General features: G+C 66.7%; 10 protein-coding genes. 8 read left to right on the top strand and 2 right to left on the bottom strand.

Annotated features, from left to right (window positions below):
- The 5 genes from tnpA to BM252_RS23260 form a co-directional block, all read left to right on the top strand.
- Positions 1 to 220 (top strand): IS200/IS605 family transposase (gene tnpA, locus BM252_RS23275; RefSeq protein WP_139236689.1); only part of this gene is annotated, 220 nt, incomplete at its 5' end.
- 60 nt (positions 221 to 280) lie between these two features.
- The gene (locus tag BM252_RS30395) at positions 281 to 655 is read left to right on the top strand and encodes a GNAT family N-acetyltransferase (RefSeq protein ID WP_139236687.1); all 375 of its coding nucleotides are present in this window, start codon (positions 281 to 283) and stop codon (positions 653 to 655) included.
- A 226-nt stretch (positions 656 to 881) separates the two neighbouring features.
- On the top strand, positions 882 to 3,521 hold the full coding sequence (locus BM252_RS23270; protein ID WP_342742540.1) for a DEAD/DEAH box helicase: 2,640 nt from the start codon (positions 882 to 884) through the stop codon (positions 3,519 to 3,521).
- An 11-nt stretch (positions 3,522 to 3,532) separates the two neighbouring features.
- Entirely contained in the window at positions 3,533 to 4,570 is a 1,038-nt protein-coding gene (locus BM252_RS23265) for an SWIM zinc finger family protein (protein WP_093390054.1), read from the top strand.
- Positions 4,571 to 4,814: 244 nt separating this feature from the next.
- Positions 4,815 to 6,167, top strand: a complete 1,353-nt coding sequence (locus tag BM252_RS23260) for an ATP-binding protein (RefSeq protein ID WP_093390053.1) — start codon at positions 4,815 to 4,817, stop codon at positions 6,165 to 6,167.
- A gap of 4 nt (positions 6,168 to 6,171) precedes the next feature.
- Here the strand turns inward: BM252_RS23260 and BM252_RS23255 are convergent, their stop codons facing one another.
- Entirely contained in the window at positions 6,172 to 7,761 is a 1,590-nt protein-coding gene (locus tag BM252_RS23255) for a pyridoxal-dependent decarboxylase (protein ID WP_093390052.1), read from the bottom strand.
- 275 nt (positions 7,762 to 8,036) lie between these two features.
- On the opposite strand from BM252_RS23255, the gene BM252_RS32145 reads away from it, so the two are divergent.
- The 3 genes from BM252_RS32145 to BM252_RS23240 all read left to right on the top strand — a co-directional run bounded on the left by BM252_RS32145 (position 8,037) and on the right by BM252_RS23240 (position 12,385).
- Positions 8,037 to 10,127 carry an NYN domain-containing protein gene (locus BM252_RS32145; RefSeq protein ID WP_174900643.1) on the top strand — a complete coding sequence of 697 codons (2,091 nt, stop codon included), beginning with the start codon at positions 8,037 to 8,039 and terminating at the stop codon, positions 10,125 to 10,127.
- A 103-nt stretch (positions 10,128 to 10,230) separates the two neighbouring features.
- Complete coding sequence (locus BM252_RS23245) at positions 10,231 to 11,082, top strand: MOSC domain-containing protein (RefSeq protein ID WP_093390069.1); 852 nt, start codon at positions 10,231 to 10,233, stop codon at positions 11,080 to 11,082.
- Between the two features lie 136 nt (positions 11,083 to 11,218).
- The gene (locus BM252_RS23240; protein WP_093390051.1) at positions 11,219 to 12,385 is read left to right on the top strand and encodes a GGDEF domain-containing protein; all 1,167 of its coding nucleotides are present in this window, start codon (positions 11,219 to 11,221) and stop codon (positions 12,383 to 12,385) included.
- Between the two features lie 10 nt (positions 12,386 to 12,395).
- Here BM252_RS23240 and BM252_RS23235 read toward each other — a convergent pair whose 3' ends face one another.
- Positions 12,396 to 14,378: a monovalent cation:proton antiporter family protein gene (locus BM252_RS23235; RefSeq protein ID WP_093390050.1), complete on the bottom strand. Its 1,983-nt coding sequence runs from the start codon at positions 14,376 to 14,378 to the stop codon at positions 12,396 to 12,398.
- Positions 14,379 to 14,485: the final 107 nt, after the last annotated feature.

The following is a 14,485-nucleotide window of genomic DNA, read 5'->3' as shown; positions in this document are numbered from 1 at the left end:
TCTGCTGGTGAACTACCCGCCCAAGGTTTCCGTCTCGAATCTGGTGAACAGCCTGAAGGGCGTGTCGAGCCGGATGATTCGGAAGAAGAACTATCCGAGCATCCGCAAGAAACTATGGGGAGGCGTGTTGTGGTCGCCGTCCTACTTCGCAGGCAGCTGTGGTGGTGCGCCCGTTGCAGTTATCCGCCAGTACATCGAGCAGCAGCAGACACCACACTAGATGCACCAAACCGGACGGCTGCGCCGTCCGCGCTCTTGACCCCGTCCTGAAGGACGGGGCTTGCCGCGCACTTGGTCAAACGACTCGATCCCCCTGAAAGCTAGCGAAGTTGGTGAACTCGGGCTCGCATATCAAACCGATTTACAGTCTTTTCCCGCTGTGAAAATCGGGCGACTTGCCGTTCATTGCGACCTACAGTGTCAGGGGCTTGGCGCCAGATTGTTGAACTTGGCTATTGGCGAGGTAATTGGTGCTCAGACCGTCTCAGCCTCTCGTCTCATTGTTACCGACGCAGTCAACGACGCCAGGGTAATCGGGTTTTACGAACAACAGGGTTTCTTGGAAAGCTTCTGGGCAGCCGACCAAGCCAGAAACCGGGGAAAAGGTAAGGATCGTGCGACCATCAAAATGATTCGTGATATCTATGCCGCGTAGTTAGCAATCGAGCTATCGGTGGGCCGAGAGACGGTCGTGGTTGCCGTGGTTGCGCTGTTGGCAGTAAAGCTATTGGCAGTAACTCACTAACGCCTGCGATGATAAAATCGCGCGCATGAATCGACCGTCCCACTCCACTCCGGCCCCCTCCAGCGATACCCTGGCGCCCGCACTCTTTGTCTCCCCCAGCGGCCGCTTCCATCTGGACCCAGGGACGGGCGAGGCCGTGGCGTCCCTCCCGCCAAGAATCCACGCCGCCTTCGAGCGCGACGCGCTGGCCGGCCTGCTGCAGCTGGGCGCCAGCGAGCTGGCGACGCCGCTGCCGCCCTCGCTGGCGTTCGGCCGCGAGCTGGCCCACCTGTTCATGGCGCGCCTGTGCGCCACGCCCGACCTGGCGGCGCAATGGGACAGCCTGGAGTTGGCCGCGCCGCAGGCGGAACTGGCGCGACTGCTGGCCGGCATGCCGCCCATGGTCGGGGCCGAGTACGTCGACCTGGCCTGCCTGAGCACGCTATGGGACGACCTATTGGGGCAGGCGCGCGCGCAGATCGCGCTGTCCGACGGCGACGTGGCGGCTTGGCTGGCTCACCAGCATCCGAGCTGGAACCTGTTGGGCCGGGTGTGCTTCCATCTGGCCGAGAACAAGGCCAATCCCGATGTCCCGTTCGCCTTCCTTGCCACCTATGCCGCCACTGTGTCGCAGCAGGCCAAGGTGCAGCATCTGCCGCTCGGCCGAGCGCTGCAGGAATACGCCGGCGAGGCCAACAGCGAAGCCTTGTTGCGCCTGCTGATGCCGGTGCACAAGGCATCGGAACAGTGCCCGTGGTTGGCCGCGCTGGTCGCCTCGGGCGCGATTTTCCACGCCCGCGCCTGGTCCCCGCGCGAGGCGCATCAGTTTTTGCAGAACGTTCCCTTGTTCGAGGCGAACGGCATCGTCGTGCGCATTCCCGACTGGTGGCGGCCGAGCCAACCGGTGCGTCCGCAGGTAAGGGTCAATCTCGGCGAGAAGGCCGCCGGTCTGGGGCTCGGCGCCATGCTCGACTTCAATGTTTCCTACGCGCTCGGCGAGGAAACGCTCAGCGATGCCGAGTGGGCCGAACTGCGCGCCGCCGGCTCCGGCCTGGTGCGGCTCAAGGGGCGCTGGGTCGAGGTCGACCAGGCGCGGCTCGACACCGTGCTGGCGCACTGGAAGCAGGTGCAACGCGGCATCGACGACGGCGGCGACGGTGTTTCCTTTCTTGAAGGCATGCGGCTGTTGGCCGGCGTCGGCGCCGAGGGGGCGGCCTCGCCGGCCTTGGACGCGGCCGGCGCCGACTGGTCCCGCGTGGTGGCGGGGGACTGGTTGCGCGGCGTGCTCGACGAGCTGACCGATCCGGCCCGTGCCGGCCGGCTGGAAGACGCCGCGCGCCCCGGCGCCGAGCTGAAGGCGCAGCTGCGCCCCTACCAGCAGGACGGCGTGCGCTGGTTGTACCTGCTCAACCGCCTGGGCCTGGGCGGCTGCCTGGCCGACGACATGGGCTTGGGCAAGACGGTGCAGGTGTTGGCGCTGCTGTTGCTGGCCAAGCGGGGCGGAGACCCGGGGCCGCACCTGCTGGTGCTGCCGGCCTCGCTGATCGGCAACTGGCAGGCCGAGATGGCGCGCTTCGCGCCCGGGCTGACGGTGCTGGTGGCGCACCCCTCGGCCCTGCCGAGCAAGGCCCTGGCGGCGCTGCCGGCCGAGCGCTACGGCGAGGTCGACGTGGTGCTCACCAGCTACGGCTCGCTGACCCGCCTGCCGGCGCTGCGGGAAACGCGCTGGTCCATCGTGGTCCTCGACGAGGCCCAGGCGATCAAGAATCCGGGCGCGCAGCAAACCCGCGCGGTGAAGCAGTTGCACAGCCGGGTGCGCTTCGCCCTCAGCGGCACGCCGGTCGAGAACCACCTGGGCGACCTGTGGTCGCTGTTCGACTTCATCTGCCCGGGCTTGCTCGGCGGCGCCAAGGCCTTCGGCGCCTTCGTCAAACGACTGGAGCAGGGCGAACACGCGGCCTACGCGCCGCTGCGCAACTTGGTGCGGCCGTACATCCTGCGCCGTCTGAAAAGCGACAAGCGCATCATCGCCGACCTGCCGGACAAGACCGAGGTCAAGGCCTATTGCGCCCTGTCGCATGCGCAGGTGGGCCTGTACCAGGCGGCGGTGCAAGCCCTGCAGGAGCAACTGGGCGCACTCGACGGCATCGCCCGGCGCGGCATGGTGCTGGCCTCGCTGATGCGCTTCAAGCAAATCTGCAACCACCCGGCGCAGTGGTCGGGCGACGGCGACTACGCGCCGGAGGGCAGCGGAAAATTCGCCCGCCTGCGCGAGATCGCCGAGGAGATCGCGGCCCGGCAGGAAAAGGTGCTGGTGTTTACCCAGTTCCAGGAGATGACGGCGCCGTTGCACGATTTCCTGCGCACGGTGTTCGGCCGTGCCGGCTTGGTGTTGCACGGGGCGACGCCGGTGAAGGCGCGCAAGAACCTGGTGGAACAGTTCCAGCAGGAATCGGGGCCGCCGTTCTTCGTGCTGTCGATCAAGGCCGGCGGCACCGGGCTGAACTTGACGGCAGCGTCGCACGTGATCCATTTCGACCGCTGGTGGAACCCGGCCGTCGAAAACCAGGCCAGCGATCGGGCCTACCGCATCGGCCAGAAGAAGAATGTACTGGTGCACAAGTTCATCTGCCGTGGCACGATAGAGGAAAAAATCGACGCGCTGATCGAGGCGAAGCAGGGCTTGTCGAACGAGATCCTGGAAGGCGGCGCGGAAACCCGCCTCACCGAGATGAGTAATGATGAATTGATCCGCATGGTGTCGCTCGACATCCACAGCGCGGCGCTGGAAAAATAGGAGCGGTGGCGATGGCTGGTTATGGTTATGGTGGTTGGGGAAAGTATGTGTCGGTGGCGGAAAAGCGCGCGCAGGCGGAGAAGAAGATCAAGGCTCTGCGGAAAAAGGGCCGGGTCTGCCTGCCCGTGCTGATCGAAAAACGCACTATCGCGCACACCTTCTGGGGCAAGCAATGGTGCGACAACCTTGAACAGTACAGCGATTACGCCAACCGCCTGCCGCGCGGGCGCACCTACGTGCGCAATGGTTCGGTGGTCGATCTGCAGATCGAGGGGGAGAAAATATCCGCCCTGGTGGCCGGTTCTAGCCTGTACGAGGTCAGCATCACGATCAAGGCGCTGGCGCCGGCGTTGTGGCGCACGATACTGGGCGACTGCGCCGGCAAGATCGCCTCGCTGGTGGAGTTGCTCCAGGGCCGCTTGTCGTCTGGCGTGATGGCGGTGGTCAGCCAGGCCGGCAGCGGGCTGTTCCCGACGCCGCGGCAAATCAGCTTCCGTTGCAGCTGCCCCGATTCGGCGTCCATGTGCAAGCACGTGGCGGCCACCTTGTACGGCGTCGGCAACCGACTCGACAGCGCGCCGGACTTGCTGTTCCGGCTGCGCAATGTCGATCCGGCCGAGCTGGTCCAGACGGCCGTCGGCATGTCGCTGACCCAAACGCAGACCGATGCCGAGCACAACCTGGCGGACGCGGATTTGTCGGCCTTGTTCGGCATCGATCTCGACGGTCCTGGCTTGACGCCGTCCCCACTGCCGCCGGTCGGCGGTGCGCGGCCGGCAGGGGCCGGCAAGGCCGTGACGAGGAAGCCGGCCGGCGTGGCGGCGCTCGCACCGGCCAAGCCGGCTGCCCCTGCCAAGCCGGCGAAGGCGGGCAAAGCCGTCAAAACGGTCAGCGCGCGCGAACTGACCGCGCGCGGCGTGCCCACCCACATGCGGCAATGCTGGCTCAAGTCCGGCGTATTGCTGTCCACCGACGAGCGCGCCGTGTACGCGCTCGCCAAGCATGGCGAGCAAGCCATCGCTGCCTACCTGGCGCGTCGCGCGTCCTGATTGTGGCTCGTCGAGCCCGGCTCGGCACAAGCTGCCGGTGCCGTGACGGATTCTCCGCGCCGCGCCGCGCTTCGCGCCCGCCCGCGTGCGCGACCGCGACCGCGCTATAGTGCGTTGCCCCAAAATCGGGTCGATGGCGGGGTTGTTTGTTTTGGCCGCTTGCCGTCCCCGGGCGAAGCTGACACGCTGGTGCCAATGTGATCGATACGCCGCGACAGCGGCTGACGGGAAGGAGGCGCCGGCCATGCAAGAAGCCCAGAATCTCGAATGGAAACAGTCCTGGCGGGACGAGTACATGAAGTGGATCTGCGGCTTCGCCAACGCCGAGGGCGGCACGCTGGCCATCGGCAAGAACGACAATGGCGAAGTGGTGGGCGTGGCCAACGCGGCCAGGCTGCTGGAGGACATACCCAACAAGGTGCGCGACATTCTCGGCATCGTCGTCGCGGTGAATCTGCACACGGAGGACGGGCGCGACTGGCTGGAGATCGTGGTCGACGCCTATCCCAGTCCGATCAGCTACAAGGGCGAGTACCACCAGCGTAGCGGCAGCACCAAGCAGGAATTGCGCGGCGCGGCGCTGGATCGTTTTTTGATGCGCAAGGTTGGCCGGCGCTGGGATGGCGTGCCGGTGCCCTACGTGGCGCTAGCCGACCTGGACCCTCGGGCAATCCAAACGTTTCGCAAGCTGGCGGCGAAAAGTGGGCGCTTGGGCGAGGAGTCCTTGGCCGAAAGCGATGCGGTACTGGTGGAGAAATTGCACTTGACCGAGGGAAAATATCTCCATCGCGCGGCCACGCTGCTGTTCCATGCCGACCCGGAGAGGTTCACCACCGGCGCCTGTGTGAAGATCGGTTTTTTCCGCACCGACTCCGATTTGCTTTTCCACGATCTGATCGACGGCGACTTGTTCACGCAGGTGGAAAAGACGCTGGATCTATTGCTGACCAAGTATCTGCGCGCCGGTATTTCTTACGAGGGTGTGCAACGACTGGAGCGCTTTCCGATTCCCGAGGCGGCTCTGCGCGAGGCGGTGATCAACGCCATTGCGCATAAGGATTACGCGGCGTCGATTCCGATTCAGATCAGTGTGTACGACCACAAGGTGATGATCTGGAATGCTGGCCCCTTGCCCTTCGACTGGTCGCTGGCGCAGCTGCTTGACAAACACTCTTCGCAACCCGCTAACCCCGATATCGCCCGGGCCTTCTTTTTGGCCGGGCTGATCGAGTCGTGGGGGCGCGGCATTGAGCTGATTCGCAATACCTGCCTCGACTATGGTAGCCCTGCACCGATTTTCAGTTGCGACGGCACGGGGCTGTGGGTTGAATTTCCATTCTCTGCGGTGGCGGGAATTGGAACATCGGTGAAAACGCCGGTAGAAACGCCGGTAGAAACGCCGGTAAAGACGCCGGTAGCAATCCTCCAGTGCCTTATGGCGAACCCTACCATGACCCTGGCCGAGGTTGCCAATGAGATCGGCAAATCACTCCGTGCTGTCGAGCGGGCCAGTACTAAACTTGTAACCGCAGGCAAACTACGTCATTCCGGTGCGCGCAAGAATGGTCGCTGGGAGGTTATGGACATTCTGCTATAAGAAACTACAGTCCCATCTGCTCCAGCAAGCCCTCGCCGATGTCGGCCTGCTCGGCGAGAATCTCGCGCAGGTGTTCCTCGGTCGTCGTCATGTTCGTCAGCACCACGCGCAGCACCGTGGTCTGGCCGGGGTAGGCGGTCGATTCGAGCACGGTGCGCGAGACGAAGCTGTGGCCGAGCTCCTTCTGCCGCGTCTGCAGCTCGCTGTTGAGCGCGTTCAACCGCTGGTTCAGCGCGGCGGCCTGCTCCAGCCGGCCGTCGGCCAGCAGCCTTTCCATCTGCTGGCGCAGGCGCTGCGGCAGGTAGCGGTAGGTCAGGATGAAGGTGTCCGAGTCGGTGACCAGCTCGAAGTCGGCCTGTTCGGCCAGCAGCGCGCGCATCTGCCCGGTCAGCGTCGCCGCCTGCTCCAGCAGGGTGCGGTAGCCGCTGACGCCGAGCACCTTGAACGAGGTCCACAGCTTGAGCGCGTCGAAGCGGCGCGAGCCCTCCAGCGAGGTCTGGCCGAGGTCGCCGGAGTTGTCGCGCAGGATGTAGTTGGCATTGTGCTTGAGCAGGTTCAGGCTGGCGCTGTCGCGGAACAGCACCATGCTTTGCGGCATGGGCACCCACAGCAGCTTGTGGCCGTCGAGCACCACCGAGTCGGCCAGTGCTATGCCCTCGTACAGCGGACGGAACTGCTCGGCCAGCAGCAGCGCGCCGCCCCAGGCCGCGTCGACGTGGAACCAGGCGCCCTCGCGCCGCGCCACGGCCGCCAGCTGGGCCAGCGGGTCGATGCTGCCGGTCTCGGTGGCGCCGGCGATGCCGACCACGGCCAGCAGCTTGACGCCGGCCGCCCTCAGCGCGGCCACCTCGTCCTCCAGCGCGGCCAGGTCGATGCGGTTGTCGCGCGCCACCGGCACCACGCGCAGCGCGTTCTCGCCCAAGCCCAGGGTGGCCAGCGCCTTCTTCAGCGAGTAGTGGCTGCGCGCCGAGCCGATCACCGCCAGGCCGCGATGGCCGGAGCGCTCCAGCGCGGCCAGCAGGCCGTCCTTGCGGTAGCCGGGCAGCTGGTGCTCGAGCGCCACGGCCAGCGCCGTCAGGTTGCCCATGGTGCCGCCGCCGACCATGTTGCCCAGCGCGATGTTGGGCGCCGCCATCGCCTCGGCGTACAGCGCCTCGCCGCCCCGGTAGACCTGGCGGTGCAACCAGCCCAGCACCTGCTTTTCGATCAGGGTGGAGGCGTAGGCGGTCTCGATCTTGACCTGGTTCTGGTTCAGCGCCGCCGTCAGCGCCTCGGCCACCACGCTGATCCACGGCAGCGCCTGGGTCATGTGGCCGATGTACTTCGGATGGTTCAGCTGGGCCGTGTTGGCCAGCACGGTGGCGTCGAGCTGCTCGAGGAAGGCCTCGACCGGCATGCCCTCGGCCGGCAGCGGCTGGTCGCCGAACAGGGCGGCCAGCTCGGCGAACGGCGTGTTGGGGTAGGGCTGGGCGCGGCTTGCACCGAGCCAGTCGCCCAGCAGGCGCAGGGCGTGCTGCAGCGGCGCGGGGGCGCGCTCCAGGGCGTCGATGGAGAAATGCTGCTGCAACAGGGCCGCCAGGCGGGAGTCGGTCATCGGTGTCTACGTTTTCAGAATAGGGGGGGCGGCGGCGGCGCAACGGCCGCACGAGCTTCGCTCAGCCGCGCAGTTTACCAAACCCGGGCCGGCCGCGCCCGGATCGGCTCGCCGACGGGCTCCGGCCGCGGCGGAATCGCCGCTCAGCAACAGCAAATGCGCCCCCGGCAACGCGTTCGCGCGCTGTTGCGCGACGTTGTTGGGTATAATCATTGGATTGTCTGCGTCCGTCTGACGTGTCTGCCTCCCCCTCATCTCTAGAAAATAACAATCTCATGGCTTCTTCCAACGATAACGTCAGCATGGCGCTGTTCTGCGATTTCGAAAACGTCGCGCTCGGTGTGCGCGACGCCAACTACGACAAATTCGACATCAAGCCCGTGCTGGAACGCCTGCTGCTCAAGGGCAGCATCGTGGTCAAGAAGGCCTATTGCGACTGGGATCGCTACAAGGCGTTCAAGGCGCCTATGCATGAGGCCAACTTCGAATTGATCGAAATCCCCCACGTGCGCCAGTCCGGCAAGAACTCGGCCGACATCCGCATGGTCGTCGACGCCCTCGACCTGTGCTACACCAAGTCGCACGTCGACACCTTCGTCATCATCAGCGGCGACTCCGACTTCTCGCCGCTGGTTTCCAAGCTGCGCGAAAACGCCAAGAAGGTGATCGGCGTCGGCGTCAAGCAGTCCACCTCGGACCTGCTGGTGGCCAACTGCGACGAATTCATCTTCTACGACGACCTGGTGCGCGAGAGCCGCCGCGCCGCCGCCAAGCGCGACCCGCGCGACGCCCAGCCTGCCGTCAAGCGCACGCCGGAAGAGGAAACCCGCCGCCGCGAAGAGATGGACAAGCGCCGCAGCCAAGCGGTCGAAATCGCCGTCGGCACCTTCGACGCGCTGGTCTCCGAGCGCGGCGACAGCGGCAAGATCTGGGCCTCCGTGTTGAAGGAGGCGATCAAGCGCCGCAAGCCGGACTTCAGCGAGTCCTACTACGGCTTCCGCACCTTCGGCAATCTGCTGGAGGAAGCCAAGGCGCGCGGCCTGTTGGAATTCGGCCGCGATGAGAAATCCGGCGCCTACGTCTACCGCAGCAGCGGCGCGGCCGCCGTCAACGCCGACGGCAGCGCCGTCGTGAGCGACAACGGCGCCGCGCCGGAAGCGGGCGAGGGCCGTCCGGAAGGCAAGGGCGAGATGCGCCGTGGCCGTGGCCGTGGTCGCGACCGCGACCGCAGCGAGCGCAACGCCGAACGCGCCAACGTCAGCGCCGAGCGCAGCGACGGCTTCACCGACGCCGACACCGACAACGCCGACACCGTCGAGTTGCCGCAGGACGAAGCCGACGTGCTCGAATCGGGCGCCGTGGTCGAGGCCATCGTCGAGTCGCAGGCGGCGCAACAACAACAACAGCCGTCGGCGCAGCCGGGCGGCCAGCAGGAGCGTGGCCGTGGCCGTGGCAACCGTGGCGGCCGCAAGGGTGAACGCTCTGCCGAGCGCGCCCCCGAGCGCGCACCGGAACGCGCCGTCGAGCGCACCCCGGATCTGGATCTGACCCGCTACCCGGACGACGAATATGTCATCAGCGACGAGGAGGCAGCCGCCATCGCCCACGCGCTGACGGTGCAGCAGCAGACCGAGGGCCGCCATGCGCGCGCCGGCGGTCGTGGTGGCCGCAACCAGGCCGCCCAGCAGCCGCGCAAGGACAACCAGCAGGCCCGCAAGGACAACCAGCAACCGCGCAAGGACAACCAGCAGCCACGCAAGGACGCGCAGCAGAAGCCGCGCAACGGCGCGCAGCAGCAGAACCAGCAGCCGCGCAAAGACAAGCAGCAGGGCCAGCAAAAGGGCGGCAACGGTCGCCGCCAGGATGCCAACGAGACGGTCCAGGCCTCGGCCCAGATCGACAGCGCCGCGCTGTACTCCTTGCCGGTCGCTCCGGCCGTGGTGCAATCGGCTCCGGTTGAGTTGACGCCTGTGGTCGTGGCGCCGGTGGCCAACCACGCCGCCGAAGCCGCTGTCGCCAAGCCGGCGCGCGCGCCGCGCAAGCCAGCCGCAGCCAAGGTCGCCAAGGAAGCCAAGGCCGCCGTGGAAGTGGCGAACGTCGCGCAAGCAACGGAAGCAACGGAAGCCAAGCCGGCCGCCGGCAAAGCCAAGGCTCCAGCAAAAGCCAAGGCGGAACCGAAGGCCAAGGCCGCGCCAAAAGCCAAAGCGGAAGCAAAAGCCAAGGCCGCGCCGAAAGCCAAGGTAGCCGCCGAGAAGGTCGCCGAGGCGCCAGCCGCCGCCGCTGCCGCCGACGGCGCCGCCAAGCCGGCCCGCAAGCCAGCCGCGCGCAAGCCGGCCGCCAAGAAGGCGGCCGACGCCGCCGAGTAAGTCCCCGGGCGGGGCGCCGCATTGTCGGCGCCCCGCTTTACTGCCATACTGCGACTCCGATCAATCGATGGGTGGCGCAGGCGCCGCCCCGCAGGCGGCGCACATGGCAACCCTCTCCGACATCTCCCTCTATCCGATCAAGTCCTGCGCCGGCATTGCGCTGCGCGAGGCGACCCTGACCGTCGCCGGTTTGATGAGCGAAAACATCTACGACCGCGAATGGATGGTGGTCGACCTCGACGGCCACTGCCTGACCCAGCGCGAGCATCCGCGCATGGCGCTGATCGTGCCGCGCATCAAGGCCGAGACGCTGGAGCTGCGCGCCCCCGGCATGCTGCGCCTGGAGCTCGAACTGGGCCTGCCCGACCCCGCACTGGCGCCCACCTTGCAAGTGCAGGTGTGGGACGACGTGGTTACCGCCTACGACTGCGACGAGCTCACCGCCGCCTGGTTCAGCAACGCCGTCGGCGTGCCGTGCCGGCTGGTGCGTTTCCACCCCAACGTGGAACGCCAGGTCAGCGCCAAGTGGACCGGCGGCGTCGCCGCCCACACCCTGTTCTCCGACGGCTATCCGGTGCTGCTGGCCGGCAGCGCCTCGCTGGCCGACCTGAACCAGAAGCTGGTGGCGGCCGGCCGCGCCGCGCTGCCGATGAACCGCTTCCGCCCCAACCTGGTGGTGGACGGCATCGAGGCCTTCGAGGAGGACTATGTCGACACCTTCCAGTTCGGCGACGCGCTGCTCAAACCCGTCAAACCCTGCTCGCGCTGCCCGATGCCCTCGGTCGACCAAGGCACGGGCCAGTTCGGCCCCGACCCGCTCGACATCCTGCAGGGCTACCGCGCCAAGGCCGAGCTGGACGGCGCCATCTGCTTCGGCATGAACGCCATCGTCACTGCGGGCGAGGGCCAGCGTCTGTATGTTGGACAGGAAATAAGCGTTACACTGGCGTTTTAATGAACAGTTGCACTTTTTTGCATTCCCAACAACGCCAACTTGGCGTACTGTTGCAGCATGCAAGTTTGTCGGTTCGCTGAACTGTTTCCGCTATCGCAGTAACGCCGTTGCTGGTCGCAATCGAGTAAGGGTTTATATGACGCACACCGTCCCAGGCAGCAAGCCGCCGCACACCGATCCGGCCCTCCGCTCGGTCGACCTGGCGGCCGAGAACCAGGCGCTGCGCGCGCGCATGGCCTATCTGCTGGAGCAGGCCGAGCGCAACCATTCGATCATGTGCCGCCACCAGGCCTTCGACCTGGAGATCGTCGGCGCCGGCAGCTTTCCCGAGCTGGTCGGCACCATCTTCCGCACCCTGCCCATCATCTCCGAGCTGGAGAGCGTGACCCTGAGCCTGATCGACGAGGACGCCGACATCCGCACCGTCATGCTCAAGCTGGGCGTGGTGTTCGAGGACTTCCCCGACCTGCTGTTCGTCGAGACGATCGACGAGCTGGGCTTCGACCTGGGCCGGCGCAACGCCTATTCGGCGCCGCCCAAGCCGCTGCTGGGCATGTACGAGGCGCAGCGCCACGGCGCCGCCTTCCCGCGCCCGCCGGCCGGCCTGCAGAGCGTGGCGCTGGTGCCGTTGCTGCGCAACAAGCGCATCATCGGCAGCCTGAATTTGGGCAGCGTCGACCCGACCCGCTTCACCCCCAGCCTGGGCACCGACTTCATCGAGCACATGGCCTCGATCATCGCGATCTGCCTGGAAAACGTGATCAGCAACGAGATGCTCAAGTACATCGGCCTGACCGACTCGCTGACCGGCGTCTACAACCGCCGCTACATCGACCGCCGCCTGCTCGAGGAGATCGGCCGGGCGCGCCGCCAGACCTATCCGATCTCGGTGATGTACATCGACATCGACCATTTCAAGCGCGTCAACGACACCGTCGGCCACCAGGGCGGCGACGAGGTGCTGCGCGAGGTGGCGACCCGCATCAAGGCCGAGCTGCGCCTGTCGGACGCGCTGGCCCGCTTCGGCGGCGAGGAGTTTGTCGTGCTGCTGATCGACGCCGACCTCGACAGCGCCGCCTTCGTCGCCGAGCGCATCCGCGCCAGCGTGGCCGGCAGCATGATCTCGATCTCGCAGGAGACCCAGGTGTCGATCACCGTGTCGATCGGCGTCGCCTGTTTGACCGACGGCGACCCCGAGGCCAGCGCCGAGGTGGTCTCGCGCGCCCTGATCGCCCAGGCCGACTCCTGTCTGTACCAGGCCAAGGAGGGCGGCCGCAACCGGGTGGTCAGCTACCGCGGCTAGCCGCTGGCCGCTAGCTGCGCAGCAGCCGCGTCTCGGCCCGGTTGACCGCCTCGGCGGCGCCGCGCAGCACCACCACGTCGCCCGCCTCGAACACCGTGTCCGGCGTCAACTCCAGCCGGCCCTTGCCGCGCCGGATGGTGGTCACCTCGGCGCCGGCGCCGGCCACGTCGACCTCGCTCAAGGCCTTGCCGACGCAGGCCGCCTTGCCGTCCAGCGTGACCGAATGAAGGCGCACCATGTCGGCCTCCTCGCCGACGTCGCTGGCGCCGTGGAAGTAGCCGCGCAGCGAGGCGTAGCGCTCCTCGCGCGCCGCCTGCACGCGGTGCACCACGCGGCGCAGCGGCACGCCCAGCATCACCAGCGCGTGCGAGGCCAGCATCAGGCTGCCCTCCATCAATTCCGGCACCACCTCGGCGGCGCCGGCCGCCTTCAAACGGTCCAGGTCGGTGTCGTCGTGCGCCCGCACGATCACCGGCAGGGTCGGCGCCAGCTCGTGCACCAGCTGCAGCACGCGCAGCGCCGACGGCGTGCTGGTGTAGGTGATCACCACCGCGCTGGCGCGGTAGATGCCGGCCGCCACCAGGCTCTCGCGCCGGCCGGCGTCGCCATAGGAGACGTTGGCGCCGGCCGTCTGCGCCTCCTGCACCCGCTCCGGGTCCAGGTCGAGGGCGTGGTACTCGATCTTTTCTTCACTGAGCAGGGTGGCCAGGCTCTGCCCGCTGCGGCCGAAGCCGGCGACGATGACGTGCTTCTGCGTCGCCATGGTGCGGCTGGCGATCTTGGTCAGCGCCAGCGACTGCATCATCCATTCGTTGCTCGACACCTTCATGACGATCTGGTCGGACTTGGCGATGATGAACGGCGCCAGCAGCATCGACAGCACCATCGAGGCCAGCACCACCTGGATCACGAACGGGTCCATCAGGTGCATGCCGCCGGCCAGGTTGAGCAGCACGAAGCCGAACTCGCCGGCCTGGGCCAGCGCCAGGCCGGTGCGCATGGAGACGCCGTCGGTGGCGCCGAACAGCTTGGCCAGCAGGGCGATCAGGGCGAACTTGAGCAGCACCGGGCCGCACAGCAAAATCAGCACCAGCCACCAGTTCTCCAGCACCAGACGGACGTTGAGCAGCATGCCGACGGTGATGAAGAACAGGCCCAGCAGCACGTCGCGGAAGGGCTTGATGTCCTCCTCCACCTGGTGCTTGTATTCGGTATCGGAGATCAGCATGCCGGCGACGAAGGCGCCGAGCGCCAGCGACAGGCCGGCGCGCTCGGTGATCCAGGCGGCGCCCAGGGTGAACAGCAGCAGGTTGAGCATGAACAGCTCCTGCGAGCGGCGCTTGACGACGATGGTGAACCAGCCGCGCACCAGCTTCTGGCCGAAGAACAGCAGCAGCACCAGCACCACCACCGCCTTGCCGCCGGCCAGCGCCAGGGTCTGCAGCAGGTCGTCGGGGTTCTGCGACAGCGAGGGGATGAGGATCAGCAGCGGCACCACGGCCAGGTCCTGGAACAACAGGATGCCGATGATCTTGCGGCCGTGCGCGCTCTCCAGCTCGAGCCGCTCGGTCAGCATTTTTGACACGATGGCGGTCGACGACATGGCCAGCGCGCCGCCCAGCGCGAACGAGGCCTGCCAGCCCAGGTGCAGCGAGGCCGGCAGCTGGCTGGCGATGGCCCAGCCGAACAACATGGTGGCGGCGATGGTCAGGCCGACCTGGGCCATGCCGAGGCCGAAGACGATGCGCCGCATCGCCATCAGCTTGGCCAGCGAGAACTCCAGGCCGATCGAGAACATCAGGAACACCACGCCGAACTCGGCCAGCGTGTGGCTGGCCTCGTTCTCCTCGGCCAGGCCGAGCGCGTGCGGGCCGATCAGGATGCCGACCGCCAAATAGCCCAGCATCGGCGGCAAATGCAGCATGCGGAAAGCCACCACGCCGAGCACGGCGCTGCCCAGCAGGAGGAGGGTCAGTTCGAGGGAGGAAAACATGGGTTTGACATGGCTCGTGGTCTTATTCCGTTGTTTGTTGCGTCTGGCAAGTTTTTTGCTTTCCCAATTCGGCTATACTTTGGGCATGAGTGTAACCGATGAAAAAA

The organism is Rugamonas rubra (genome assembly GCF_900114705.1).
Taxonomy (GTDB): domain Bacteria; phylum Pseudomonadota; class Gammaproteobacteria; order Burkholderiales; family Burkholderiaceae_D; genus Rugamonas; species Rugamonas rubra.
The sequence above is the reverse complement of the archived record's forward strand: the minus strand, read 5'-3'. Positions and strand labels throughout refer to the sequence as shown.

What these genes read in the sequence shown, in the direction of transcription:
- BM252_RS23265 (WP_093390054.1), top strand. Translation starts at nt 3,533, where the DNA reads ATGGCTGGTTATGGTTATGGTGGTTGGGGAAAGTATGTGTCGGTGGCG.
- BM252_RS23260 (WP_093390053.1), top strand. Translation starts at nt 4,815, where the DNA reads ATGCAAGAAGCCCAGAATCTCGAATGGAAACAGTCCTGGCGGGACGAG.
- BM252_RS23255 (WP_093390052.1), bottom strand. Translation starts at nt 7,761, where the DNA reads ATGACCGACTCCCGCCTGGCGGCCCTGTTGCAGCAGCATTTCTCCATC.
- BM252_RS32145 (WP_174900643.1), top strand. Translation starts at nt 8,037, where the DNA reads ATGGCTTCTTCCAACGATAACGTCAGCATGGCGCTGTTCTGCGATTTC.
- BM252_RS23245 (WP_093390069.1), top strand. Translation starts at nt 10,231, where the DNA reads ATGGCAACCCTCTCCGACATCTCCCTCTATCCGATCAAGTCCTGCGCC.
- BM252_RS23240 (WP_093390051.1), top strand. Translation starts at nt 11,219, where the DNA reads ATGACGCACACCGTCCCAGGCAGCAAGCCGCCGCACACCGATCCGGCC.
- BM252_RS23235 (WP_093390050.1), bottom strand. Translation starts at nt 14,378, where the DNA reads ATGTTTTCCTCCCTCGAACTGACCCTCCTCCTGCTGGGCAGCGCCGTG.